The organism is Proteus terrae subsp. cibarius (assembly GCF_011045835.1).
Classification (GTDB): Bacteria; Pseudomonadota; Gammaproteobacteria; order Enterobacterales; family Enterobacteriaceae; genus Proteus; species Proteus cibarius.
In genome coordinates this window covers 1,516,026-1,539,357 of record NZ_CP047349.1, presented here as the reverse complement: position 1 = coordinate 1,539,357, position 23,332 = coordinate 1,516,026, and the positions used below count along the sequence as shown (strand labels likewise).

Below are 23,332 nucleotides of genomic sequence, written 5' to 3'. Positions count from 1 at the left end.
CAGTGAGATCCAGTCATGTCAGATAACAGCCAAAAAAAAGTCATCGTAGGAATGTCCGGTGGCGTAGATTCATCCGTCTCAGCCTATCTTCTTAAGGAACAGGGATATCAGGTCGTTGGTCTGTTTATGAAGAACTGGGAAGAAGACGACGATACAGAATATTGCTCAGCGTCTACCGATCTTGCCGATGCGCAAGCCGTGTGTGATAAACTTGGCATTGAGCTTTATACCATCAATTTTGCTGCTGAATATTGGGATAATGTTTTTGAACATTTTTTATCTGAATATAAAGCTGGTCGTACCCCAAACCCAGATATTCTGTGCAATAAAGAAATAAAATTTAAAGCATTTTTAGAATATGCTGCTGAAGATTTGGGTGCTGATTACATAGCAACAGGTCACTACGTTCGTCGTCGCGATATTGATGGTAAAAGTCAATTACTTCGCGGTGTTGATAATAACAAAGACCAAAGCTATTTCTTATACACATTAAGTCATGAGCAAATTGCACAAAGCCTTTTCCCTGTTGGTGAAATGGAAAAACCTGAAGTCAGAAAAATTGCTGAAAAGCTTGATTTAGCAACAGCAAAGAAAAAAGATTCAACAGGTATTTGTTTTATCGGCGAACGTAAATTTACCGATTTCCTATCGCGCTATTTGCCTGCAAAACCCGGTGCTATCGTGACTGTTGATGGTGAAACTATTGGTGAACACCAAGGTTTGATGTATCACACATTAGGTCAGCGTAAAGGTTTAGGTATTGGTGGTACTAAAGATGGTGGAGAAGATCCTTGGTATGTGGTTGATAAAGATGTTGAGAAAAACATTCTTGTTGTCGCTCAAGGTCATGAACATCCAAGATTAATGTCTGTTGGTCTAATTGCTCAGCAGTTACATTGGGTATCAAGAGAACCTATAACTGAAGCTTTCCGCTGTACTGTTAAAACACGATATCGCCAACCTGATATTGAGTGTACAGTAACACCATTAGGTGAAGATAAAATTGAAGTCCGCTTTGATTATCCTGTTGCCGCTGTAACTCCAGGACAATCAGCCGTCTTTTATCAAGACGAAGTCTGTTTAGGTGGCGGGATCATTGAAACACGTATTCAGGAGTAGATGTGGCTAAAGATTTTCGTGATATAACACTTGCATTGGCAGGCATCTGCCAAGCAAGTCGTCTCGTTCAGCAAATTGCTTACCAAGGTAGTGCGAACGAGAACGATGTTGAAGTAATGGTTAACAGTGTTTTTAATCTCAACCCAACTTCAACACTAGATGTTTATGGCAATCAAATCAGCCACTTAAAATTAGGTTTTCAAACACTGAAAGCCATTCATCAGGCGGTAAGAAGAGAAAAGCTAACGCTTGAATTGATGACTTATCAGCAAGGTTTAATCAATCTAGAGCGTCTTATCAATAGAAATGATGATTACAGCTCACACTTATCGCAAAAAATTTCTCAACTAGAGCGCCAAAAAAGTTATTTTGAACCTATGTCTGAAGGTGTATTTAATGCACTTGCAGGCGTTTATGTTGATGCCGTTAGCCCTGTTGGCCCTCGCATTCAGGTTCATGGCTCTATTGATCTTTTAAAGAACCCTATTATTCAAGCTAAAGTTAGAGCGTTGTTATTAACTGGCATTCGTAGTGCTGTGCTCTGGCGTCAAGTCGGTGGTCGTCGTTTTGATTTTTTACTGCATCAAAAGACTATTCTGCGACAAGCTGATGATTTTCTCGCTCAATGTTAATACTTTAAATTCAACCTGGGAGTTGCCAACAATGGAATTATCTTCGCTGACAGCGATTTCACCGATTGACGGTCGTTACGGTAGTAAAACTTCGTCGTTACGTTCTATTTTTAGTGAATTCGGTCTTCTGAAATTCCGTGTACAGGTAGAAGTTCGCTGGCTACAAAAGCTGGCATCTTGCGCCGACATAAAAGAAGTTCCAGCCTTTGAAAAAAACGCAAACGATTACCTTGATGCAATTGTTGCTAACTTCAATGAAGAAGATGCAGCGCGTATTAAAACTATCGAACGCACCACTAACCATGATGTAAAAGCCGTAGAATATTTCTTAAAAGAAAAAGTGGCGACCATCCCTGCTTTACATCAGGTTTCTGAATTTATTCACTTTGCTTGTACTTCTGAAGATATTAATAATCTGTCTCATGCCATTATGTTAGAAACAGCACGCCAAGAGATCTTATTACCTGCATGGCGCGAAATTATTGATACCATTAGTAAAATGGCTCAAGAATACCGTGACTTACCATTACTTTCTCGTACTCATGGTCAACCTGCAACGCCGTCTACAATTGGTAAAGAATTTGCTAACGTTGCCTACCGTATGGAACGCCAATATCGTCAAGTAACACAAGTTGAGATCTTAGGCAAAATCAACGGTGCAGTGGGTAACTACAATGCTCACTTAGCTGCGTATCCGGAAGTAAACTGGCATCAATTTAGTGAAGAATTTGTCACTTCACTTGGTATTACATGGAACCCGTACACAACTCAAATTGAACCACACGATTATATTGCGGAGCTTTTTGATTGTATTGGTCGCTTCAACACTATCTTAATCGATTTCGACCGTGATATTTGGGGTTACGTAGCACTAAATCACTTTAAACAAAAAACGATTGCGGGGGAAATTGGCTCATCAACCATGCCTCACAAAGTAAACCCAATTGATTTTGAAAACTCTGAAGGAAACTTAGGGTTAGCAAATGCAGTTATGGGACATCTTTCTAGTAAATTACCTGTTTCTCGCTGGCAACGTGACTTAACAGACTCAACAGTACTACGTAATTTAGGTGTTGGTATTGGTTATGCGCTGATTGCTTATCAGTCAACCATGAAAGGTCTTAATAAACTCGAAGTGAATGAAAGCCATCTTCGTGAAGAATTAGACTGCAACTGGGAAGTGTTAGCAGAGCCAATCCAAACTGTAATGCGTCGTTATGGCATTGAAAAACCTTACGAAAAGCTGAAAGAGCTTACTCGTGGTAAACGCATTACAGAACAAGATATGGCCGTTTTCATTGATGGTTTAGAACTACCGGAAGATGAAAAAGTACGCTTAAAAGCAATGAAACCTGAAAGCTATATTGGTTTTGCAACTCAACTTGTTGATAAGTTAAACTAATTTTCCTCTCTAAAAAGGCAGATAATTTCTGCCTTTTTTTATAACCAAAACACAGAGAAAACTATCTATAACTTAAACACTTTGCTGGATACAGTGTTTTTTAAGCGCTAGATTGTCTATGATGAGCCCATATTTTTATATAATAGTTTAACTATCATTTCCTGTATTTATTTTACAACAGTGAATTTTTGCTGATTGTACTCAAGGTGGAATAATGCGGATCTTAATTATTGAAGATAATATCTTACTTCGCCATCACTTATCTGTGCAATTTCGTGATGCTGGACATCAAGTTGATGCAGCAGAAGATGCCAAAGAAGCAGATAGTTTTATAGCAGAAGGTACACCTGATGTTGCCATTGTAGATTTAGGATTGCCGGATGAAGATGGCATTAGCCTTATTCGTAGATGGCGAGAGAATAATATCACCCTACCAATAATGGTTTTAACGGCCCGTGAAAGTTGGCAAGAAAAAGTCTCAGCATTAAATGCAGGTGCTGATGACTATGTGACAAAGCCCTTTCATTTTGAGGAAATTGTTGCACGTATTCAGGCTTTAATGCGAAGAAACATGGGAATTGCATCGCAAACTCTCGCCATTGAACCGTTTGAATTGGATTTATCACGTAAAGAGTTCATGATTTCAGGAGAGCAAATTAAGTTAACCGCATTTGAATATACAATTTTAGAAACATTAATGCGCAATCAAAATAAAGTTGTTAGTAAAGATGCATTAATGCGTCAGTTATATCCAGATGCTGAATTAAAAGAGAGTCACACTATTGATGTACTGATGGGCCGACTACGTAAAAAAATCTTAGAAAAATACCCTGATGACGTGGTGGTTACAGTACGCGGGCAAGGCTACCGTTTTGATATGAAACCTTAATATGCAAAAAAAACAGCGCTCTCCGCTCTCATTACGAACTCGCTTTTTACTTGCAACTAGTGCCATTATTTTGGCACTTACACTCTCTTATGGGTTAGTTGCCATTGTCGGTTCGATTGTCAGTGTGGATAAAACCACTTTTATGTTGATGCGTAGTCAAAGTAATCTTTACTACAGCTTAGCGCAGTGGGATAGGAGCAAGCTGAATATTGAATTTCCAACAAATCTTAATAATAACAATACCTCGCTGGTGGTTATTTTTGATGATAAAGGTAATGTATTATGGATACCGCCCGATTTACCGAAAGCTATACCTGATAGCATTAAACATAAATGGCGCCATGAAGAAGGCCTATTTGAAATCTCTGTTGATGTCAAAACAACACGTTTAATGTTACAGCAGTTACCGCAATATCGTGTTTATCTCAAACGCCTTGACGAATATTCCAGTAATGAGTTTTTAACTCACTCTGTTGTGATTAATCATTATCCTGCGGCTGATAATATGCCTTATATGGCAATCGCGGTTATCGATCCTATTCCTCAACGTATGCAAAAAGTCAGTCAAGTTTGGGACTGGTTCTTATATATCATTCTTGCAAATCTATTTTTAGTTGTCCCCTTAATTTGGTTGGCTGCACATTGGAGTTTAAGACCCATAAAGCAAGTTATTGAACAAATCAGTGCATTAGAAAAAGGGACTCGCAATGATTTGGATGAAAACCCGCCAACCGAACTAAAAGGCTTAGTGCGAAATTTAAATGTGTTATTGCGTAATGAACGCAGTCGTTACAGTAAATATCGTACAAGTTTATCTGATCTCACCCACAGCTTAAAAACGCCACTAGCTGTGTTGCAATCAACATTACGCTCTTTGCGATCAGGCAAGCAAATGACGATAGAGCAAGCTGAACCTATTATGCTCGACCAAATTGAACGAATTTCACAACAAATGGGTTATTACCTACACCGCGCATCCATTCATGGTGATCATGATATCACCACGCGAAAACTCCATTCATTGTCAGGATTGCTCGATAATCTTTGTAGTGCATTAAGTAAAGTTTATCAGTCAAAAGGGGTTGATTTAACACTCAATGTTTCACCTGAAATTATGTGGTTAGGTGAGAAAAATGACTTTATGGAAGTGATGGGCAATATTCTGGATAACGCCTGTAAATATTGCTTAGAATTCGTTGAAATCAACGTTAGCAATAATGAAAACAGCGTAATAATTATTGTTGATGATGATGGTCCAGGAGTCGGCCCTGAAAAAAGAGAGGCTATTTTCCAGCGAGGAACTAGAGCAGACACACTGCGTCCGGGACAAGGTTTAGGCTTATCGATCGCAGTAGATATTATTGAACAATACAGTGGCGAAATTATTATTACTGATAGTCCTTTAGGTGGTGCTCGTATCACCGTAACTTTTGCTGAGCAGCGACTTACCACTGATCGCGAATAATCCTTATTGATAAGAAACTTCTTTCTTTTTTCTTTACCGCCAAATATACGGCGTTATGTATGATATCTGTTCAGCTATTATCGTGTTACTCGCTATTACTCACATTGCTCAAAGGAATGTTTAGCAGGAAGTTAGAATTCATTATACTATGGCTTCAGGCTTCCCGAATTCAGGATATACACAATGGACTATAAACTTAATTTAGATTGGCAATCATTCCTCGAAAGCCATTGGCAAAAACGCCCTTTATTAATTAAAAACGGCTTCTCTCGTTTTGTTGATCCTTTATCTCCTGACGAACTTGCTGGTCTTGCAATGGAAGATGAAGTGGATAGCCGTCTTGTAAGCTGTCAAGACGGACAATGGGGAGTCAAACACGGGCCTTTTGAGCACTTCGAAGGACTTGGTGATAAAGACTGGTCTTTACTTGTACAAGCCGTCGATCACTGGCATTTTCCTAGTGCGGCATTAATGAAGCCATTTCGCGTGTTACCCGATTGGCGTATTGATGATTTAATGATCTCTTACTCTGTTCCCGGTGGTGGTGTAGGCCCACACCTTGATCAATATGATGTCTTTATTATTCAGGGGCAAGGTCGTCGTCGCTGGCGTGTGGGTGAAAAAATCCCAATGAAACAACACTGCCCTCACCCTGATCTGCTGCAAGTTGATCCTTTTGAAGCAATTATTGATGAAGAATTAGAACCGGGTGATATTCTTTATATCCCACCTGGATTCCCACATGAAGGTTATGCGATTGAAGAATCGCTAAACTACTCTGTCGGATTCAGGGCACCTAATGCTCGTGAACTTTTCAGTGGTTTCGCTGACTATGTGCTAGCAAATGATTTAGGTAGCTATCGTTATAGTGACCCAGATCTAACACCGCGTGAAAATCCAGCATTAGTGCAACATCAAGAGTTAAATAAACTCCATGACATGATGGAGGATTTACTTGCTCAACCAGAAGTATTCCGTCATTGGTTTGGTGAATTTATTTCTCAATCTCGTCATGAACTTGATCTCGCAGTTCCAGAACCTTTATATGAAAATGCAGAAATTCACGATTTACTGCAACAAGGTGAGCAACTTCATCGTTTAAATGGTATTCGTGCATTACGTGTTGGCGATAACTGTTTTGTAAATGGTCAATTGATGGACACTGACCATATAGAAGCCGTGGATGCGCTTTGCCAATATGATTATATTGATAAACAACACTTGGGCGATGCATTAGCTGATCCAAAATTTGTGCGTTTATTAACTCAGTTAGTTAACCAAGGTTATTGGTATTTTGAAGATTAATTATTACTAATTTCCAATAATAAGCTATAAAGCCCTGTCATATTAATGGCAGGGCTTCTTTATTATTAGATATACTATATATCTTATCTTAAAACTTAACGAATTAAATAATTTATCGATTCTTTTAAAAGTACTCTTGTATTACAAAAGAAAAAAGGGATAACAACGAAAAATGTACTCTGTAAGAAAAAAAGCAATAACGTATGCTTACTATTTGTTGCATAAAGAGAAAATGAGATTAAATAAGTTATCAGAAAATAGCTAGAGATAATAATAAATGATTGTTTTTCATGTGTCTTTATTAATACTTTATTTTCATTATTAATATTGATTTCTTTTTTATTATTTAAATCAATTTGTTTTTCAATTACAGGATTAACTAATTTCCCTGATGCCGTATCCATTCTACCATCCTTATATTATCATTTTACAATAATTATAGATGACATTAACTTGTTCTAATTTATCAATCTATTGCGGTAAAATAGCGTATATTTTAAGTTTGAAAAACTCATAATTAACATTCGTATTATTATGAAGTGATTTTATTTTAACTTAAGAGACTCTATATAATTTATTTTATATTTCTTTTTAGTAATTTATTCTATTTTGTTTTATCAATATCACTTAAGATAAAACTGAAGGTAGCATGTTACATGAAGATTAAAAAGAACATAAATAAATAATCTTAGCTAACACTGCAAATAAAAAATGTAACCAAAAAAATAGCCGAAATATCGGCTATTTTTTTAGCTCAATAAGTAATTAATTAATCACTTTGGCTTTTTCTCTTTCCGCTGTAATTTCAGCGATACGCATAATCACACTCACCGCCGCTTCCATACCTTCTAAAGAGATAAATTCATGCTTACCATGGAAATTATAACCGCCGGTAAAAATATTAGGGCAAGGTAATCCACGGTAAGAAAGTTGAGCACCGTCTGTACCACCACGGATAGGCTTGATATTTGGTTCAATATCACAATCAATCATTGCTTGTTTGGCTATTTCAATGATGTGTGGGAATTGAACAACTTTATCATGCATATTGTAATAGCTATCATCAATAGTTAGCTCAATATAGCAATCAGGATGTAGACCTTTACCGACTCTCTCTGCAATCGCAATCATATTTTGTTTGCGTTTTTCAAATAAGTTACGGTTAAAATCACGGATAATATAATGCATTTCTGCTCTTTCTACCGAACCTTTGATACTTTGCAGATGGTAAAAACCTTCATAACCGTCGGTATTTTCTGGTGTTTCCTCGACAGGTAATTCTTGATGAATTCGCGTTGCTAATCCTAATGCGTTAACCATCACCCCTTTTGCACTGCCAGGGTGAACATTGTTACCTACAATTTTAATACTTACGGATGCGGCGTTGAAATTTTCATATTCCAGTTCGCCAACACCACCACCATCTACGGTATAAGCCCAGCTTGCGCCAAATGCTTTTAAATCTACATAATGCGCGCCACGCCCAATTTCTTCATCAGGAGTGAAAGCAATACGAATATCCCCATGAGGTCGATTCGTTTCTTTTAAGCGCACCATCGCAGTAATAATTTCAGCAATACCCGCTTTATCGTCTGCACCCAGTAATGTTTTACCATCCGTAGTAATTAATGTCTTACCAATCATTGAATGTAAGATTGGGAACATTACTGGTGATAACACTTCATCACCAATACCCAAAGCAATATCACCACCACGATAATCTTCAAGAACTTGTGGTTTCACATGTTTTCCTGAAAAGTCAGGAGATGTATCAAGATGCGAAATAAAGCCAATAACTGGCACTGGCCAAGATACATTGGATGGTAAACTTGCCATTACACATCCTTTGTCACTGAGCATCACATCAGAAAAACCCAGTTTTTTTAATTCTTGAGCCAATGCCTTGGCTAGCTTTAATTGTCCATCACTGCTTGGTGACATTTTTGAAGATGGTTTTGATTGTGTATCAAAATTAATATATTCAAAAAAACGTTCTAATAATTTATCCATTTTGCCCCCTAAGATCTCTCTAAGAACAATAATAGGGAACTCTATAAAATAATTATTGCGTCAAATCAGCTTTAGGATCATTAATTAATTCAAACAATTTATGAACATATTCATCAACTACCTGACTCGCAGGGCCATAATGTTTCTCTTCAAACTGGCTTTCAACCAAACTTGGCTCAAGATTTAACTCAACGGTATGAGCACCTGTTAAGCGAGCTTCATGGACAAAACCGGCTGCTGGATAAACATTTCCAGATGTACCGATAGAGATAAAAATATCAGCCTCAGCCAAAGCTCGATAAATCTCTTCCATGCCAATTGGCATTTCACCAAACCAGACAATATGAGGGCGTAATGGTGATGGAAATTGGCAACAATGGCAACGATCTGTTATTTCTAAGTCCCCTTTCCATTCAAATACTTGGCGAGATTGAGGACAACGCACTTTTAGCAATTCACCATGCATATGCAAAATATGTTTACTACCTGCTTTTTCATGCAGATTATCAATATTTTGAGTTACCAGTAAAAAATTCTCTTTACCTAAACGTTGCTCTAGTTTTGCTAATGCATAATGCGCTTCATTTGGTTGAATAGAGGGGTGTTGCAATTGGCGACGACGTTCATTGTAAAACTGCTGAACCAATTGGGGATTGCGTTGATAACCTTCAGGTGTTGCAACATCTTCAACGCGATGTTCTTCCCACAATCCATCTTCTGATCGGAATGTTTTAATTCCTGATTCAGCCGAAATGCCAGCCCCTGTTAATACGACAACTTTGGGTAAATTCATTTCATGTTCCGTTTTATGGGTTAGATGAAAATAGCGACAACGTGAATGTTGTCTACGTAAATTCTTAATTTTACGAAACTTCCTAAGCCGACGATGACGAAGTTTAAGTTTCATCATTACAATCCTTGGTTTTCAAATTTAAATATCGCGTTTCTTATCTTCACTAGTTTAAGCGTTTTTTCTTCTTTGTATGTCAATAAACTTATTGTCCACTTAAAATTCTTGCAGGATCTAGTTTAGTGGCTCGACGTGCAGGATACCAACTTGCAATCAGGCTTAAGATCACAGTGGTAATAAATACAGAGAAAACGTCAATTAAATGAACTTCTGAAGGTAGAAAATCAACGAAATAAACATCGCCAGACAACACACTATGTCCTGTTAATGATTCAATAACAGACACCAATGGCGTTAAATTATAAGCAACCAACACACCAAATATCACACCAGCGATACAGCCAATCATGCCTGATAATAAGCCATACCATAAAAAGATATTACGAATATGGCTATCTCGTGCGCCTAATGTTCGTAAAATAGCGATATCACTACTTTTATCTCTTACCGCCATAATCAGCGTTGAGACAATATTAAAACAAGCGACGCCAATCACTAAGATCATCGACAAATACATAATGCTACGGATCATCTGAATGTCGCTATACATATAACCATAATCACTTATCCAGCTTTTTGCATAAACATATTCTTTGCTATTTAAACCTGCATTATGAATAATTTCATTGGCGAAAAAAGGATCTACCGTTTTCACTTCAATCCCAGTAATGCCTTGCCCATAATCCATATATTTCTGGGCATCTGCTAAAGGAATTAACGCTAATTGATGATCGAGCATACCACTAAGTTTAAATATGCCACTGACTTGTAAGCGAATACGTTTAGGCTGTAAAAGTTTAGTTGGATCATCATTATTAGGAATTAATACGGTGAGCCAATCATCCTGTTTGATCTTTAGTGCATCAGCAACGCCTTGCCCGATAATAATTTGTTGCTTACCGGCTTTAAAATCTTGCCATGCATTGTTTTGAACATATCGAGGTAACAGGCTGATATCACCTTGCTTCTCAGGTGAAACGCCCATAACTTGTACTGCCTTTAACTCTGTTCCTTTCTCTAACAGCCCTGTGAGTAAAACATAAGGAGCAGCAGCGACAACACCTTGAGTATTCTCGATACGAGGTAATGCTGATTGCCATTGCATAAATGGCTGCTCTACTGAATAAATTTGCCCGTGAGGCACCACCGATAAAATGCGATTTTTTAATTCACGTTCAAATCCATTCATGGCACTTAAGCCAATAATTAAGACAGCAACACCAAGCATAATGCCCAGTGTTGAAATAACTGAAATTAAAGAAACCATTCCCGCACGTTTTCGTCCCCTTGAAAAACGTAATGCGGTCACTAATGCAAGTGGCAATTGCGCCATTATTTCACTCCTGAAATTGCGTTTTGTGACTGTAGTTGACCATCTTTCATTTCAAGTTGGCGCTGAAAACGAGCAGCCAATGACAAATCATGCGTGACGACCAGAAATGCAGTTTGTTTTTCTCTGTTTAACTTAATCAACAATTCGAAAATCCCTTCTGCATTTTTCTGGTCAAGATTACCCGTCGGTTCATCAGCAAGAACTAATGCAGGATCGTTTACTAATGCTCTTGCAATCGCAACACGTTGTCTCTCACCACCAGAAAGCTCTGAAGGACGATGATGAGCACGATCTTTTAATCCAACCGATTCAAGTAAAGACATCGCTTTTTCTTTCGCCATTGAAGCGCTCGTGCCACCAATCATTAGTGGCATAGCAACATTTTCAAGTGCTGTAAAATCAGGTAATAGATGATGAAATTGATAAATAAAACCTAATTGGCTATTACGCAGATCTGCTTTTTCAGAAGAGGATAATTTATTAAGTGACTGCCCTTTAAAAAAGACTTCACCTGATGTTGGAGAATCGAGCCCACCCAATAAATGTAATAGGGTGCTTTTTCCTGAGCCTGAGCTTCCCACTATGGCAAGAAAATCGCCCTTATCCATTTTAAAAGAGACTGATTTCAACACTTTTGTGGAAATAGAGCCATCTTGGTATTGTTTACATAGGGCGTGGCAATCCAATAAACCATCTTTGTTAATTTGCATTTGTTTTTCTGATGCCATTGGCTGTTTATTCAAAGAAGAATTACTCATAACGTAGCGCCTCTGCTGGCTGAATAGCCGCGGCCCGCCAAGACGGGTATAAAGTGGATAAAAGGGAAATGATAATAGCGGAGAAACCAATCATAAAGACTCGTCCCCACTCAAGTGTTGCGGGTAACTCCACACCTTGGGGAATAAGTCCTACTGCTGGCATAATAACATTTAGTTGGCTCGAGAGTAATGCGCCTAACAAGCCACCAGCTACCGCCCCTAAAATACCTGCTCCTGCACCTTGTAGCATAAAGATAGACATAATCTGAGAACGTTTTAAACCCATAGTTTGCAAAATAGCAACTTCACCTTGTTTTTCCATCACCAACAAAGAAAGTGAGGTAATAATATTAAAAGCCGCCACTGCGATAATTAAGCTTAATAATAATCCCATCATATTTTTTTCCATTTTAACAGCTTGGAAAAATTCACCTTTACGTTCGCGCCAATCTCTCCAACTTAGATTTTTATCTAAAGGTTGCGCACTGTATTTTTCAATATTAAGAGGATCAGAGAAGAAAAGACGCCATCCGGTAATATTCCCCGGCTGATAACGCATTAAACGTGCTGCATCTTGCTGATTCACTAAGATTTGTGAGGCATCTGCATCACCACTACTTTGGAAAATACCTTTAACAGTAAATAAGCGTTGGCTAGGTAATCTTCCCATTGGCGTTAATTGGCTTACACTTGGCACAATAAGGCGGATGTTATCCCCCTCTTTTGCTTTTAACTGTTTAGCGAGGCCACTACCTAAAATCACACCATAATCGCCCGCTTTCAGCATTGAAAAATCCCCAAACCGAATATGCTGCGTTAAAGGTTCATCTTGCTCTTTTTCTATACCCAGCATGACACCAACGCTGATATTGTCTTTACTTTGCAAAACAACATCACCTTCTACTAAAGGGGTCACGTTTATGATACCTTCACGCGTCAGTAATCTTTCAGCTATATTTGAATCTCGGGGTAATTGCCCGTTAGGTGATGTCACGATTGCTTGTGGAATATAAGCAAGAATACTTTCTTGCAATGAACGTTCAAAGCCATTCATGACAGAAGTCACTGTGATCAGTGCCGCTACACCTAACATAATCCCTAAAGCGGATAGCCATGAGACGAAGCGACCGAACTTATCGACCGCACGACCCCGCATATAACGGAGCCCTATATAAAATGAGACAGAATTGTACATGAAATCTGTGCTGTTCCTGTTGCTAATGCGAAGTGTTCAGGGATAATAAAGGGTAGTCTTACTGAATGGAACCACTCTATTCCCAAACTGTGGTTTTTCTTTTATCTTAACCTGCCCGCCAGTTTAAGCTTTAGCCATTAAGCTAAAGATGTGTTGGGAGTTAACTACAACAAAGAGTTCACATTACACGCTTATGTCCTCAGAATATCGTTATCAACTTCCTATAAAACAAGGGGATACTCGTCAGCTAGGTCAACTGACTGGCGCCGCTTGTGCTCTAGAATGTGCAGAGATCATCAAACGTCACTCTGGATTAGTCGTTCTTGTTACTCGTGATATGCAAAATGCATTACGTTTACAAGATGAAATCCGTCAGTTTTGTGATTATCCAGTAGAGACATTATCGGATTGGGAAACACTGCCATACGACAGTTTTTCACCTCACCAAGAAATAATCTCAAACCGCCTTTCTACGCTATACCGTATTCCATCACTTCTCAAGGGAATTTTAATCTTACCTGTCAATACGTTAATGCAGAAAGTCTGCCCTACTGATTATCTCGCAAGTCATGCGTTGGTAATGCAAAAAGGAGAGATACTTTCTCGTGATAATTTACGTAAAACATTAGATGAAGCGGGATATCGCCATGTCGAACAAGTATTAGAGCATGGGGAATACGCAACGCGTGGTGCATTATTAGACTTATTTCCGATGGGAAGTGAATTTCCTTATCGTATTGATTTTTTCGATGATGAAATAGATAGCCTGCGTACTTTTGATGTCGACACACAACGGACATTAACAGAAGTTGATCAAATTAATTTACTGCCTGCCCATGAATTCCCAACAGATACAAATGCGATAGAGATTTTCCGTAGCCAATGGCGCGCGCGGTTTGATGTAAGACGTGATCCTGAACATATTTATCAGCAAGTAAGTAAACACATATTGCCAACGGGAATTGAATATTGGCAATCCCTATTTTTTGAACAGCCTTTATCTAACTTATTTGCTTATTTCCCTAAAAATACATTGATAGTGACGCAAGATCTGCAAGATTTTGCAGAAAAATTTTGGCAGGACATCAATCAACGTTTTGAAAGTCGTCGTGTTGATCCTATGCGACCACTGTTACCACCGGATGATATTTGGCTAAATGTTGATAAGTTTAATAAAGAATTAAAACAGTGGCCTCGTATTCAACTTAAAACAGAAACGTTGCCAGAAAAAGCAGGACAGACCAATTTAGGCTATCAACCTCTTCCTGATTTATCGATTAACGCGCAAAGCAAATCACCTTTAGATAACTTACGCCGATTCCAAGAACAATTTTCAGGTAGTGTGATTTTCTCTGTTGAAAGTGAAGGTCGACGCGAAACTGTACAAGAGCTTTTATCACGGATAAAAATAGTACCCAAGCAGATCATTGAATTATCTGACGCCCAAGAGAAAGGCTTTTACTTTATCATTGGTGCTGCAGAGCATGGTTTTATTGATAACCATCGCCAGTTAGCCATGATCTGTGAAAGCGATATGTTAGGTGAACGCATTAATCGCCGCCGCCAAGACAATCGCCGCGCCATCAATACAGATACCTTAATTCGTAACCTTGCTGAATTAAGCATAGGGCAACCTGTTGTTCATCTTCAGCATGGTGTTGGTCGTTATCAAGGTATGACAACCCTAGAAGCGGGTGGCGTTAAAGCTGAATATTTGATGTTAAGCTACGCAGGTAATGACAAGCTTTATGTTCCTGTTTCATCACTGCATTTGATCAGCCGTTATTCTGGTGGTGCAGATGAAAATGCCCCATTACATAAATTGGGCGGCGATGCATGGGTAAGAGCTCGTCAAAAAGCCGCTGAAAAGGTACGTGATGTCGCAGCCGAGTTATTAGATGTGTATGCTCAACGTGAAGTAAAAACAGGCTTTGCCTTTAAAATGGACAAAGAGCAGTACCAATCTTTCCGTCAAAGTTTTCCTTTTGAAACAACGCCTGATCAAGAAATGGCTATCAATGCAGTACTTAGCGATATGTGCCAAGCTATTTCAATGGATAGACTCGTCTGTGGTGATGTCGGATTTGGTAAAACAGAAGTTGCGATGCGTGCCGCTTTTCTTGCAGTTAACAACAATAAGCAAGTCGCCATTTTAGTACCAACTACCCTATTAGCTCAGCAACATTTTGATAATTTCCGTGATCGTTTTGCTAATTGGCCCGTTAATATTGAGATGATCTCGCGTTTTCGTAGTGCAAAAGAGCAACAACAAACCACAGAAAAACTGGCTGAAGGAACAATTGATATTGTGATTGGTACACACAAACTCCTTCAACCGAATATTCAATGGAAAGATTTAGGGTTATTAATTGTCGATGAAGAGCACCGCTTTGGAGTTCGTCACAAAGAGCGTATCAAAGCTATGCGCGCAAATGTCGATATTTTAACGCTAACCGCAACACCTATTCCTCGTACACTGAATATGGCAATGAGTGGCATGCGTGATCTTTCTATTATTGCAACACCTCCAGCACGTCGCTTATCCGTGAAAACATTCGTTCGTGAGTATGATGATTTAGTGGTGCGTGAAGCTATCTTGCGTGAAACCTTGCGTGGCGGACAAGTTTATTATTTGTATAACGATGTTGAAAATATCGAAAAAGCCCGCGAGAGACTGGCTACACTCGTTCCTGAAGCGCGTATAGGTATTGGTCACGGGCAAATGCGGGAACGTGAACTTGAGCGTGTGATGAATGATTTCCATCATCAGCGTTTTAATGTATTACTTTGCACCACAATTATTGAAACAGGTATAGATATACCCACTGCAAATACCATTATTATTGAACGGGCAGACCATTTTGGCTTAGCACAATTACACCAATTACGTGGTCGTGTAGGTCGTTCTCATCATCAAGCTTATGCTTATTTGTTGACGCCACATCCGAAAGCAATGACAAAGGATGCTCATAAACGTTTAGAAGCAATTGCTTCGCTGGAAGATCTGGGTGCAGGTTTTGCATTAGCAACTCATGACTTAGAAATTCGAGGTGCAGGTGAATTACTAGGTGAAGAACAAAGCGGTCAAATGAATACCGTTGGTTTCTCACTTTATATGGAATTACTAGAAAGCGCCGTAGAAGCACTTAAAGAAGGTAGAGAGCCATCACTTGAAGATCTCACCAATCAACAAACTGAAATTGAATTAAGAATGCCAGCCTTGTTGCCTGATGATTATATTCCTGATGTAAATGTCAGACTTTCATTCTATAAGCGAATCGCTAGTGCTATCGACTTAACAGAGCTTAATGATCTAAGAGCAGAGTTAATTGATAGATTTGGTAAATTGCCTGATGCTGGACGTTATCTATTGCGTAATGCCGCTATTCGCTTAAATGCGATGAGCTTAGGTATCACCCGAATTGAAGCACATGATAAAGGCGGCTTTATTGAGTTTGGAGAGAAAAACAAAGTTGATCCAGGCTATTTAATCAGCTTACTTCAGGAGCAACCAGCCATTTTCCGCTTAGATGGTCCATCAAAACTGAAATTTATTACAGATTTAACTGAGCGTGAAAAACGACTTACTTTTATTGATAATATGTTAAGTGCATTTGATGAACATAAAATAACCACTCTCTAATGGTTATTAGATCAACAAAAAGGCGTAATGGAAGTAACTTCATTACGCCTTTCTTTTTATATCATTAGGTTTATTCTTTGCGACAAGGCACTTTTTCATTCATAGAGCAATAAGGTTCTTGTTCTAAAATCAGCCTACCATCAGAATCTAACGCGATAACTTCACCTGGTTTAAATGTAGTTCGTACTTTGCCTGGTGTTCCATCAATAGTATAAAGCACATCATAACCCACAATTCTGCGCTCTTGACGATAAATTGGAATGCACTCTTTAAATTGAGGATAAGGGAAATTAGCAATATTGCTGTTATTAAGTGCTTCAATCATATAAAACACTCGACACTCTTGCTCTGCAGGATGAAATCGTGACAATTTTTCTGGTGTAAAAGGTGTAGGTAAGCCAATTCGATGACAATACTCTTCTGTCACAAAAACGGTCGATTTAATAGGTGTTGCTGAAACGACATGAGCGTATTGAGGCTGAGGAAATACCCACCTCCATGCAATAAATGAAAGAATAGCTAATACAATGATTAGTCCTATTAGTGTGTACTTTCTGACATTAACACCCACTTTTACCCCTTTTTATTTGTCTTATCCTTAATTGCCACAGATACGTAATAAAAGCCACTATTTCACCCTAACTGGCTAATATATTTAGTATTCAATAAATGAATTCTCTTATCTGATAGCTTAATTCAACATCCATGCTGATTAACATAATAAGTAAACTACGTATTTATGACATGTTAAATACACCACTTATTTCTGTTTTAATTACTTAATTAAATAAATACTGACTACATTCTTAAGACTTACACATTATATTAAGATAGCTCTTAATTTATTAAGCTGAAAAAATAGAAATCGTTATACTATTTATAATATAGCATTATGATAACACCAAGTTAACAAATGTCGCCTAAAAATAGGAGATATTTCATATTTAACTCATATCATAAAATTTACTTTTAAGATTTGTAAAATTATTTTACTCACTTAAATACGAGTAAAAATAACAAGTTAAGCTTATCTCTAATAATTTTCACTTATTATCTTTCTAATACAAGTCTACGAAATACCATAACATTTTATTTGATGAATTAATGAATTAAACACCATTTTTTATTTAAGAAAAGTCTTAAATAATTTAGCGTAATAAATAAAAACAAATACTATCTTTAATATTACAAGTTTAACCTTAATAATAAAATTATATTTATCATTGTTCTATTGAGCTTTAGAGTTATTGGTTATTTTCGATATAAACAGATAAATCATCTAGTGCTTTATGCTAAGATTATTTACCTTATTTAGATATTCTCATTTAATTATTTAATTTAAAAGAAAAAATAGATAAAAAACCCTCATATTATATGAGGGTTTAAAAAGGTAACTTTTGTCTTATCTACAAAGCAAAAGATAAATTAATGAAGTTTCAACTTAGGTCTAATCACTCGATTGATTGATCCTACTAGCATCATAAGCCCTGTTTTGATGTAACCATGCAAAGCAATCTGATGCATTCGATATAAAGAGATATAAACAATCCGCGCAATGCGCCCTTCGATCATCATATCGCCCTTCATCAAATTTCCCATTAAACTCCCTACAGTACTGAACTTAGAAAGTGAAACAAGTGAACCATGATCGGTAAACACATAATCTTTTAGCGGTTTATCTTTTAACATTGCTAAAATATTGCTGTAACAACGACTTGCCATTTGATGAGCGGATTGTGCTCTTGGAGGAACAAACCCCCCTTCTTTTCGTGGACAAGATGCACAGTCACCAATCGCAAAGATAGAGTCATCTAAAGTTGTTTGTAAGGTGGGTTTAACAACTAACTGATTAATACGGTTGGTTTCTAGACCTGCAATCTCTTTCATAAAATCAGGTGCTTTAATACCTGCTGCCCACACCATTAAGTCAGCATCAATATGCTCACCTTCTTTGGTGTTTAATCCACCATCATCTGCGCTTGTGACCATAGTTTTGGTCATCACTCGTACGCCTAATTTTGTTAATTCTTGATGTGCAGCACTAGAAATACGCACAGGTAATGCAGGTAAAATACGTTCTCCTGCTTCAACTAACGTAATATTTAATGCTGAAGGCGCTAATTTTTTTAATCCATAGCTATTAAGTTGGCGTACTGCATTATGCAATTCAGCCGAAAGCTCAACACCCGTAGCACCACCACCCACAATCGCAATATTTACCTTACGATTTTCTTCTTGTGCATTGGTATCTGCTGAGTATTTTAAGAACAAATTCAACATTTCGTTATGGAAACGATGTGCTTGTTGCGGACTATCCAAGAAAATGCAGTTTTCTTTAATACCAGGTGTACCAAAATCGTTTGATTTACTGCCTAATGCCATCACTAAAATATCGTAGTCTAACGTGCGTTCAGGTACGAGTAGCTCTTGCTCTTCGTTATAAATAGCAGCCAGTGTGATGTTTTTCTGTTCACGATCAAGCCCCGTTAATGAGCCTAATTGGAAATTGAAATGATGGTTATAACCGTGTGCTAGGTAGCTTAAAGCATCAACACCATCATCTAAAGAGCCCGTTGCCACTTCATGTAGCAGGGGTTTCCATAAATGGCTATTGTTGCGATCCACTAAGGTAATTTCTGCTTTTTTGCTGCGTCCTAATTTATTGCCTAATTTGGTCGCCAGTTCTAAACCACCCGCGCCACCACCGACAATAACAATTTTTTTTAATGACATTTAACGTCACTCCATAAAGATATTTACTGTTGTTATTTAAATAGCCTTAGTGAAATCTACTTAAATAACGACAGTTAAATCGTTTCGGCTGTTATTTTTGTTCTTAAACAAGTTAATTGGAAAGATGGTCATACCAAAATTGATTTATATCAAAAATATTTGAATATTCATATCTATTTTTTGAAAAATAGAGTCGTTTTTTGCCTTTGAGTGATGAATAAATCACCATTAAAAACACAGGGGTATTCATTTTTATTAATAAATACAATGAATTAAAACAACAAGGATAAAGAGACCTGTTCAAATCAGTCGTGATAATTGAAATGATAAAAATAAAGGATCAAAACAAATGTTGAAAAAAGATAGATAGAAAGGAAAGTATGAGCATTTTTAGCTACATTAGACAAAAAAATGGATGGAACAAACACCATCCATTTTAAACATATGACTTTAGCCTTAGTTTTTGCTATTAAACGCTTTAATTTTAAATAGATGCTCAGAGAGGCTCTTAAATTTATGCGTTTGCACTTCATCCCAAATGACAGAGTAATAAGGCGATAATTCATCAGCGGAACGCTGATTATCTAAAATCTCATCATTACGAGATAAAATCACTAAAGCGTTATCTTTGTTTTTAGAACGAAAATCTTTAATACATTTCGTTGCAATATCTAAATATTCTTCAGGTCTGTCGATTTTGTCTGTCATGTTTTCGTAAGGAAAAAGATTAGGGTTAATCATTACCTGACGAATATTACATAAGAAACCAATACGCTCTGCCCAATATCCACCTAATCCTACGCCACAAATTAATACAGGCTCTTTCGTGGATTTAATCACTTTATCCGTTTCTTTCAGTAAGTGTTGCATGTCATGACGAGGATGCAACGTACTGTAGCTTAAAAAACGGACATCAGGATCAATAAACTGTAGCTGTAAAACTTTCTCATGATTTCCAGGACTTGTGGAATCAAAACCATGTAAATATATAATCATGCTCGCTCCTGCCATTGCTCCTGTAATTGGGTCAGCAACTGATTCGCTTTTTTCCAACGATCAGAGGTTTGTAGCTCACTCAATGTGTAACGACCTCGGTGATGGTACAATGTGGAAACGCGTTCTGCTTTGACTGAGGGCAGGTTATCTAACACACTCACCGCCCCTTTTCGGTTATTACACACTAAAAGCATATCACAACCAGCATCTAGTGAACGTTGTGCCCTTTCTGCGTAACTTCCCATAATAGCAGCACCTTCCATCGATAAATCATCAGAGAAGATAACGCCTTGGAAGCCCAATTGTTCACGTAAAATGGATTTCAGCCAGTACGATGAACCACTAGCTGGACGCTCATCAACCTGAGAATAAATAACGTGAGCTGGCATAATGGCATCTAATAACTGGCGTTGAATAAAATCTTTAAAAATAGACATATCACGCTGGCGAATATCATTTAAAGAGCGATCATCGCGAGGAGTTTCTTTATGAGAATCTGCTCTGACCGCACCATGACCAGGGAAATGTTTACCTGTTGATTTCATGCCAGCAGAGCGCATACCTTTAATAAAGCTCTCTGCCATTGTCATTGCAACTTCCGGTGAATCATGGAAAGAACGCTCACCAATGGCAATACAGCTATGACCTAAGTCGAGTACAGGCGCAAAACTGATATCAATATCCATAGCTATCATTTCTGATGCCATTAACCATCCAGCTTCTTGTGCTAAATGGCTCGCTTGATAACCTTCATTTAATGCCGCATAAGATTGAGCGGCCGGTATACGTGTAAAACCATCACGGAAACGCTGTACTCGTCCCCCTTCTTGGTCTACTGCAATCACAAGGCGCTCATGAGATGCATCACGAATTTGTCGAACTAATTCATTTAATTGTTCAGCATCGTGGAAGTTGCGGGTAAAAAGGATTAATCCACCGACAAGAGGATGCTTTAAAATTTCACGCTCTTCACTATCGAGTTCATATCCTTCAACATCAAGCATTACCGGACCCATAACATTCCTCTCTTTGTAATTGTGACAAGATAATGTCTTTAACTCGTCAGACTAAAATAGCGACGTAAAGGTTCAGACATTATTAAAAATGATCCATCTTTTGTTTGTTGCCAACGAACTTCATACCACATTAGCATCATATAAAAAATGAATGGCTCTCTTGAAAGAATACGCTCTCTCAACTCCTTCACAGATGAAACATTCGTCTCTTTGAGTTGAGCATAATGACAATGATACGAACAATAATAATCTAAAAACAGATTTTGCTGCGATTCATTGAGTTGATTTGTTGCGAAGAACGTCATCAACGAATCCGCTGTATCAATATCGGCAGCATATTCCCAATCAATAAATTTTATACCGGAATCACTAAGAAGAATATTCTCAACGTGCAAATCCATGTGAGCAGGCGCGTATTTTATGAGATTGCATCGCGGTTGGCGTAAAAAATGTTGTTGTAAATGTAGCCATTTAGCAGACAAACGTTTCCTATCAATATTCTGCCAATAAACTAATAGCTCATGATTTAAGTTGAGGGGGAAACCTAACGGCGAGTGTTGATGAAGTATGGCTATTTTTTCAGCCAGTGGTTTTAAATAAGTGCTAAAAAGTGATTGATGGGTTAAATGTTCGCCCTGTAACCAATAAAGAAAAAACCATTCTTTATAACGAGTGGCAACTTTAGGTGATATGTCAGATCCTGAAAGCTGTTTTAAAATGGCGTATTCTTTTCTTCCATGTACATAAAGTGCTTTTTTTTCATCACCATAATAGCGAGCAACCCAATCTATATCTGCACATTGCACGCGAAAAGCGCCACCTCCTGATCCTTCTAATGCCGTAATTTTCCATTTACTTAATGCCGTTGCAGGAAAAAGCGCTTGCAAGGCATTAAGCAAACTTGAGTAATGCGGATCACTCAACCTGATGGCGTCCATTCCAAAGAATTTCACCAGAAGAAACTGACATTAATTGCATACTGATCACACGGTTATCTTTTCTACCATCAACGGTTGAGAATAAAATATAATCAGCTTTCAAATAACGGGCTAAACCAATCGCTGCACTACGAAGACCTAAACTATCTTCACCGGATAAACCAAGTGCTTTTCGTGCTGACATCATTTGTGTATAAGGCACGGTTTGTAATGCGCTAATACTATTAACTGATTCAATAATGGTATTGGTTGCATTTACCGCTTGAATATTCCCGCCTGAATTATTTTTAACATTATCAACAACGATAAGCTTACCCACTTCTAAATCACCAGTAACAGCCATTTCTCTAATTAAAGGAGTGACAGCTGCATTCCAATTAATACTCGTGATTTTAGGTGGTGTTGGCACAACTTCAATCGGTGGCTCTATGGGTTTAGGTGGCTCTACTGGCTCTGTAGGCGTAACAGGCTCAACAGGTACTGGCGGTTGTTGTGGCAACATGGATGGACAACCTGCTAATAAAAACACAGAGATCGCCACAAATAGAACTCTTTTCATGCTCGCGTTACCTTATCCTAAGTAAAGAGATAAACTCTGACATAACTAATGGTCTTATCTGGTATATCACCACTAATTTCGGTATCACCATCACCAAGAATAGTCACATCATTTACATTCCCAGCAGGGGAAACTTCAAGCCCTTGTTCGTTATACCAATAAAAACGATAGCGAATAGAGACAGGGTAAGATTGTGTATTTGATAACATGACTGTCGCTTTTGTGCCATTAGCATGGTGTTCAATAGTTGGCTGACCGGCAACAATGCCTACAACTAATACCGAAGGCTCCATAATAATAGCCTGCTGACGATTGAAATAGAGTTTATTATCTGAATGAGATGATAAACATCCTGAGAGCAATGTCATCATAAACACAGCGATAAGTAATGAACAAATGGTCTTACCTTGTCTTATCATGTATTACTTC

At 37.9% G+C, this 23,332-nt stretch carries 20 protein-coding genes; 7 read left to right on the top strand and 13 right to left on the bottom strand.

What is annotated here, in order from left to right; all coding sequences use genetic code 11:
• Positions 1 to 15 precede the first annotated feature (15 nt).
• The 6 genes from mnmA to GTH25_RS07095 all read left to right on the top strand — a co-directional run bounded on the left by mnmA (position 16) and on the right by GTH25_RS07095 (position 6,812).
• Positions 16 to 1,119 carry a tRNA 2-thiouridine(34) synthase MnmA gene (gene mnmA / locus GTH25_RS07120; RefSeq protein ID WP_075672653.1) on the top strand — a complete coding sequence of 368 codons (1,104 nt, stop codon included), beginning with the start codon at positions 16 to 18 and terminating at the stop codon, positions 1,117 to 1,119.
• 2 nt (positions 1,120 to 1,121) lie between these two features.
• The gene (hflD, locus tag GTH25_RS07115; protein WP_075672654.1) at positions 1,122 to 1,751 is read left to right on the top strand and encodes a high frequency lysogenization protein HflD; all 630 of its coding nucleotides are present in this window, start codon (positions 1,122 to 1,124) and stop codon (positions 1,749 to 1,751) included.
• Between the two features lie 31 nt (positions 1,752 to 1,782).
• Positions 1,783 to 3,153, top strand: coding sequence for an adenylosuccinate lyase (gene purB / locus GTH25_RS07110; RefSeq protein ID WP_164530459.1), 1,371 nt, complete (start codon positions 1,783 to 1,785; stop codon positions 3,151 to 3,153).
• 214 nt (positions 3,154 to 3,367) lie between these two features.
• Complete coding sequence (phoP, locus tag GTH25_RS07105) at positions 3,368 to 4,042, top strand: two-component system response regulator PhoP (protein ID WP_075672656.1); 675 nt, start codon at positions 3,368 to 3,370, stop codon at positions 4,040 to 4,042.
• Between the two features lies 1 nt (position 4,043).
• A complete protein-coding gene (phoQ, locus tag GTH25_RS07100) occupies positions 4,044 to 5,507 on the top strand; it encodes a two-component system sensor histidine kinase PhoQ (protein ID WP_156733329.1) in 1,464 nt (487 codons plus the stop codon).
• Positions 5,508 to 5,690: 183 nt separating this feature from the next.
• Positions 5,691 to 6,812 (top strand): ribosomal protein uL16 3-hydroxylase, encoded by a 1,122-nt coding sequence (locus GTH25_RS07095; protein ID WP_075672658.1) that lies wholly within the window; start codon positions 5,691 to 5,693, stop codon positions 6,810 to 6,812.
• 95 nt (positions 6,813 to 6,907) lie between these two features.
• Here the strand turns inward: GTH25_RS07095 and GTH25_RS07090 are convergent, their stop codons facing one another.
• The 6 genes from GTH25_RS07090 to lolC form a co-directional block, all read right to left on the bottom strand.
• A complete protein-coding gene (locus tag GTH25_RS07090; protein WP_075672659.1) occupies positions 6,908 to 7,216 on the bottom strand; it encodes a hypothetical protein in 309 nt (102 codons plus the stop codon).
• Positions 7,217 to 7,577: 361 nt separating this feature from the next.
• Positions 7,578 to 8,822, bottom strand: a complete 1,245-nt coding sequence (gene pepT / locus GTH25_RS07085) for a peptidase T (protein WP_075673199.1) — start codon at positions 8,820 to 8,822, stop codon at positions 7,578 to 7,580.
• Positions 8,823 to 8,874: 52 nt separating this feature from the next.
• A complete protein-coding gene (gene cobB / locus GTH25_RS07080; RefSeq protein ID WP_075673198.1) occupies positions 8,875 to 9,732 on the bottom strand; it encodes a Sir2 family NAD+-dependent deacetylase in 858 nt (285 codons plus the stop codon).
• Positions 9,733 to 9,817: 85 nt separating this feature from the next.
• Positions 9,818 to 11,065, bottom strand: a complete 1,248-nt coding sequence (lolE, locus tag GTH25_RS07075) for a lipoprotein-releasing ABC transporter permease subunit LolE (protein ID WP_156733328.1) — start codon at positions 11,063 to 11,065, stop codon at positions 9,818 to 9,820.
• Positions 11,065 to 11,775 (bottom strand): lipoprotein-releasing ABC transporter ATP-binding protein LolD, encoded by a 711-nt coding sequence (gene lolD, locus GTH25_RS07070; RefSeq protein WP_375546390.1) that lies wholly within the window; start codon positions 11,773 to 11,775, stop codon positions 11,065 to 11,067. The genes lolE and lolD overlap by 1 nt, the downstream gene beginning before the upstream one ends.
• A 40-nt stretch (positions 11,776 to 11,815) precedes the next feature.
• Positions 11,816 to 13,018 (bottom strand): lipoprotein-releasing ABC transporter permease subunit LolC, encoded by a 1,203-nt coding sequence (gene lolC, locus GTH25_RS07065; RefSeq protein ID WP_075673196.1) that lies wholly within the window; start codon positions 13,016 to 13,018, stop codon positions 11,816 to 11,818.
• Positions 13,019 to 13,211: 193 nt separating this feature from the next.
• On the opposite strand from lolC, the gene mfd reads away from it, so the two are divergent.
• Entirely contained in the window at positions 13,212 to 16,661 is a 3,450-nt protein-coding gene (gene mfd, locus GTH25_RS07060) for a transcription-repair coupling factor (protein WP_164530458.1), read from the top strand.
• A 70-nt stretch (positions 16,662 to 16,731) separates the two neighbouring features.
• Here mfd and umoD read toward each other — a convergent pair whose 3' ends face one another.
• From umoD to GTH25_RS07025, 7 genes are all read right to left on the bottom strand, one after another.
• Positions 16,732 to 17,232 (bottom strand): flagellar biogenesis regulator UmoD, encoded by a 501-nt coding sequence (umoD, locus tag GTH25_RS07055; RefSeq protein ID WP_075673194.1) that lies wholly within the window; start codon positions 17,230 to 17,232, stop codon positions 16,732 to 16,734.
• 854 nt (positions 17,233 to 18,086) lie between these two features.
• Positions 18,087 to 19,394 carry an NAD(P)/FAD-dependent oxidoreductase gene (locus GTH25_RS07050; RefSeq protein ID WP_075673193.1) on the bottom strand — a complete coding sequence of 436 codons (1,308 nt, stop codon included), beginning with the start codon at positions 19,392 to 19,394 and terminating at the stop codon, positions 18,087 to 18,089.
• Between the two features lie 456 nt (positions 19,395 to 19,850).
• A complete protein-coding gene (ycfP, locus tag GTH25_RS07045; protein WP_075673192.1) occupies positions 19,851 to 20,390 on the bottom strand; it encodes an alpha/beta hydrolase YcfP in 540 nt (179 codons plus the stop codon).
• Complete coding sequence (gene nagZ / locus GTH25_RS07040; RefSeq protein WP_164530457.1) at positions 20,387 to 21,406, bottom strand: beta-N-acetylhexosaminidase; 1,020 nt, start codon at positions 21,404 to 21,406, stop codon at positions 20,387 to 20,389. Before nagZ ends, ycfP begins: the two co-directional genes overlap by 4 nt.
• 38 nt (positions 21,407 to 21,444) lie before the next feature.
• Entirely contained in the window at positions 21,445 to 22,344 is a 900-nt protein-coding gene (locus GTH25_RS07035; RefSeq protein WP_159242438.1) for a phosphotransferase, read from the bottom strand.
• Positions 22,322 to 22,903 (bottom strand): penicillin-binding protein activator LpoB, encoded by a 582-nt coding sequence (locus GTH25_RS07030; RefSeq protein ID WP_075673189.1) that lies wholly within the window; start codon positions 22,901 to 22,903, stop codon positions 22,322 to 22,324. The genes GTH25_RS07035 and GTH25_RS07030 overlap by 23 nt, the downstream gene beginning before the upstream one ends.
• A gap of 17 nt (positions 22,904 to 22,920) precedes the next feature.
• Positions 22,921 to 23,322, bottom strand: a complete 402-nt coding sequence (locus tag GTH25_RS07025; protein WP_099659581.1) for a YcfL family putative periplasmic lipoprotein — start codon at positions 23,320 to 23,322, stop codon at positions 22,921 to 22,923.
• Between the last annotated feature and the right edge of the window lie 10 nt (positions 23,323 to 23,332).

Bases quoted from the DNA above. Each gene is read 5' to 3' on its own strand.
- mnmA (WP_075672653.1), top strand. From the start codon at position 16: ATGTCAGATAACAGCCAAAAAAAAGTCATCGTAGGAATGTCCGGTGGC.
- purB (WP_164530459.1), top strand. From the start codon at position 1,783: ATGGAATTATCTTCGCTGACAGCGATTTCACCGATTGACGGTCGTTAC.
- phoP (WP_075672656.1), top strand. From the start codon at position 3,368: ATGCGGATCTTAATTATTGAAGATAATATCTTACTTCGCCATCACTTA.
- phoQ (WP_156733329.1), top strand. From the start codon at position 4,044: ATGCAAAAAAAACAGCGCTCTCCGCTCTCATTACGAACTCGCTTTTTA.
- GTH25_RS07095 (WP_075672658.1), top strand. From the start codon at position 5,691: ATGGACTATAAACTTAATTTAGATTGGCAATCATTCCTCGAAAGCCAT.
- GTH25_RS07090 (WP_075672659.1), bottom strand. From the start codon at position 7,216: ATGGATACGGCATCAGGGAAATTAGTTAATCCTGTAATTGAAAAACAA.
- pepT (WP_075673199.1), bottom strand. From the start codon at position 8,822: ATGGATAAATTATTAGAACGTTTTTTTGAATATATTAATTTTGATACA.
- cobB (WP_075673198.1), bottom strand. From the start codon at position 9,732: ATGATGAAACTTAAACTTCGTCATCGTCGGCTTAGGAAGTTTCGTAAA.
- lolE (WP_156733328.1), bottom strand. From the start codon at position 11,065: ATGGCGCAATTGCCACTTGCATTAGTGACCGCATTACGTTTTTCAAGG.
- lolD (WP_375546390.1), bottom strand. From the start codon at position 11,775: ATGCAAATTAACAAAGATGGTTTATTGGATTGCCACGCCCTATGTAAA.
- lolC (WP_075673196.1), bottom strand. From the start codon at position 13,018: ATGTACAATTCTGTCTCATTTTATATAGGGCTCCGTTATATGCGGGGT.
- mfd (WP_164530458.1), top strand. From the start codon at position 13,212: ATGTCCTCAGAATATCGTTATCAACTTCCTATAAAACAAGGGGATACT.
- GTH25_RS07050 (WP_075673193.1), bottom strand. From the start codon at position 19,394: ATGTCATTAAAAAAAATTGTTATTGTCGGTGGTGGCGCGGGTGGTTTA.
- ycfP (WP_075673192.1), bottom strand. From the start codon at position 20,390: ATGATTATATATTTACATGGTTTTGATTCCACAAGTCCTGGAAATCAT.
- nagZ (WP_164530457.1), bottom strand. From the start codon at position 21,406: ATGGGTCCGGTAATGCTTGATGTTGAAGGATATGAACTCGATAGTGAA.
- GTH25_RS07035 (WP_159242438.1), bottom strand. From the start codon at position 22,344: ATGGACGCCATCAGGTTGAGTGATCCGCATTACTCAAGTTTGCTTAAT.
- GTH25_RS07030 (WP_075673189.1), bottom strand. From the start codon at position 22,903: ATGAAAAGAGTTCTATTTGTGGCGATCTCTGTGTTTTTATTAGCAGGT.
- GTH25_RS07025 (WP_099659581.1), bottom strand. From the start codon at position 23,322: ATGATAAGACAAGGTAAGACCATTTGTTCATTACTTATCGCTGTGTTT.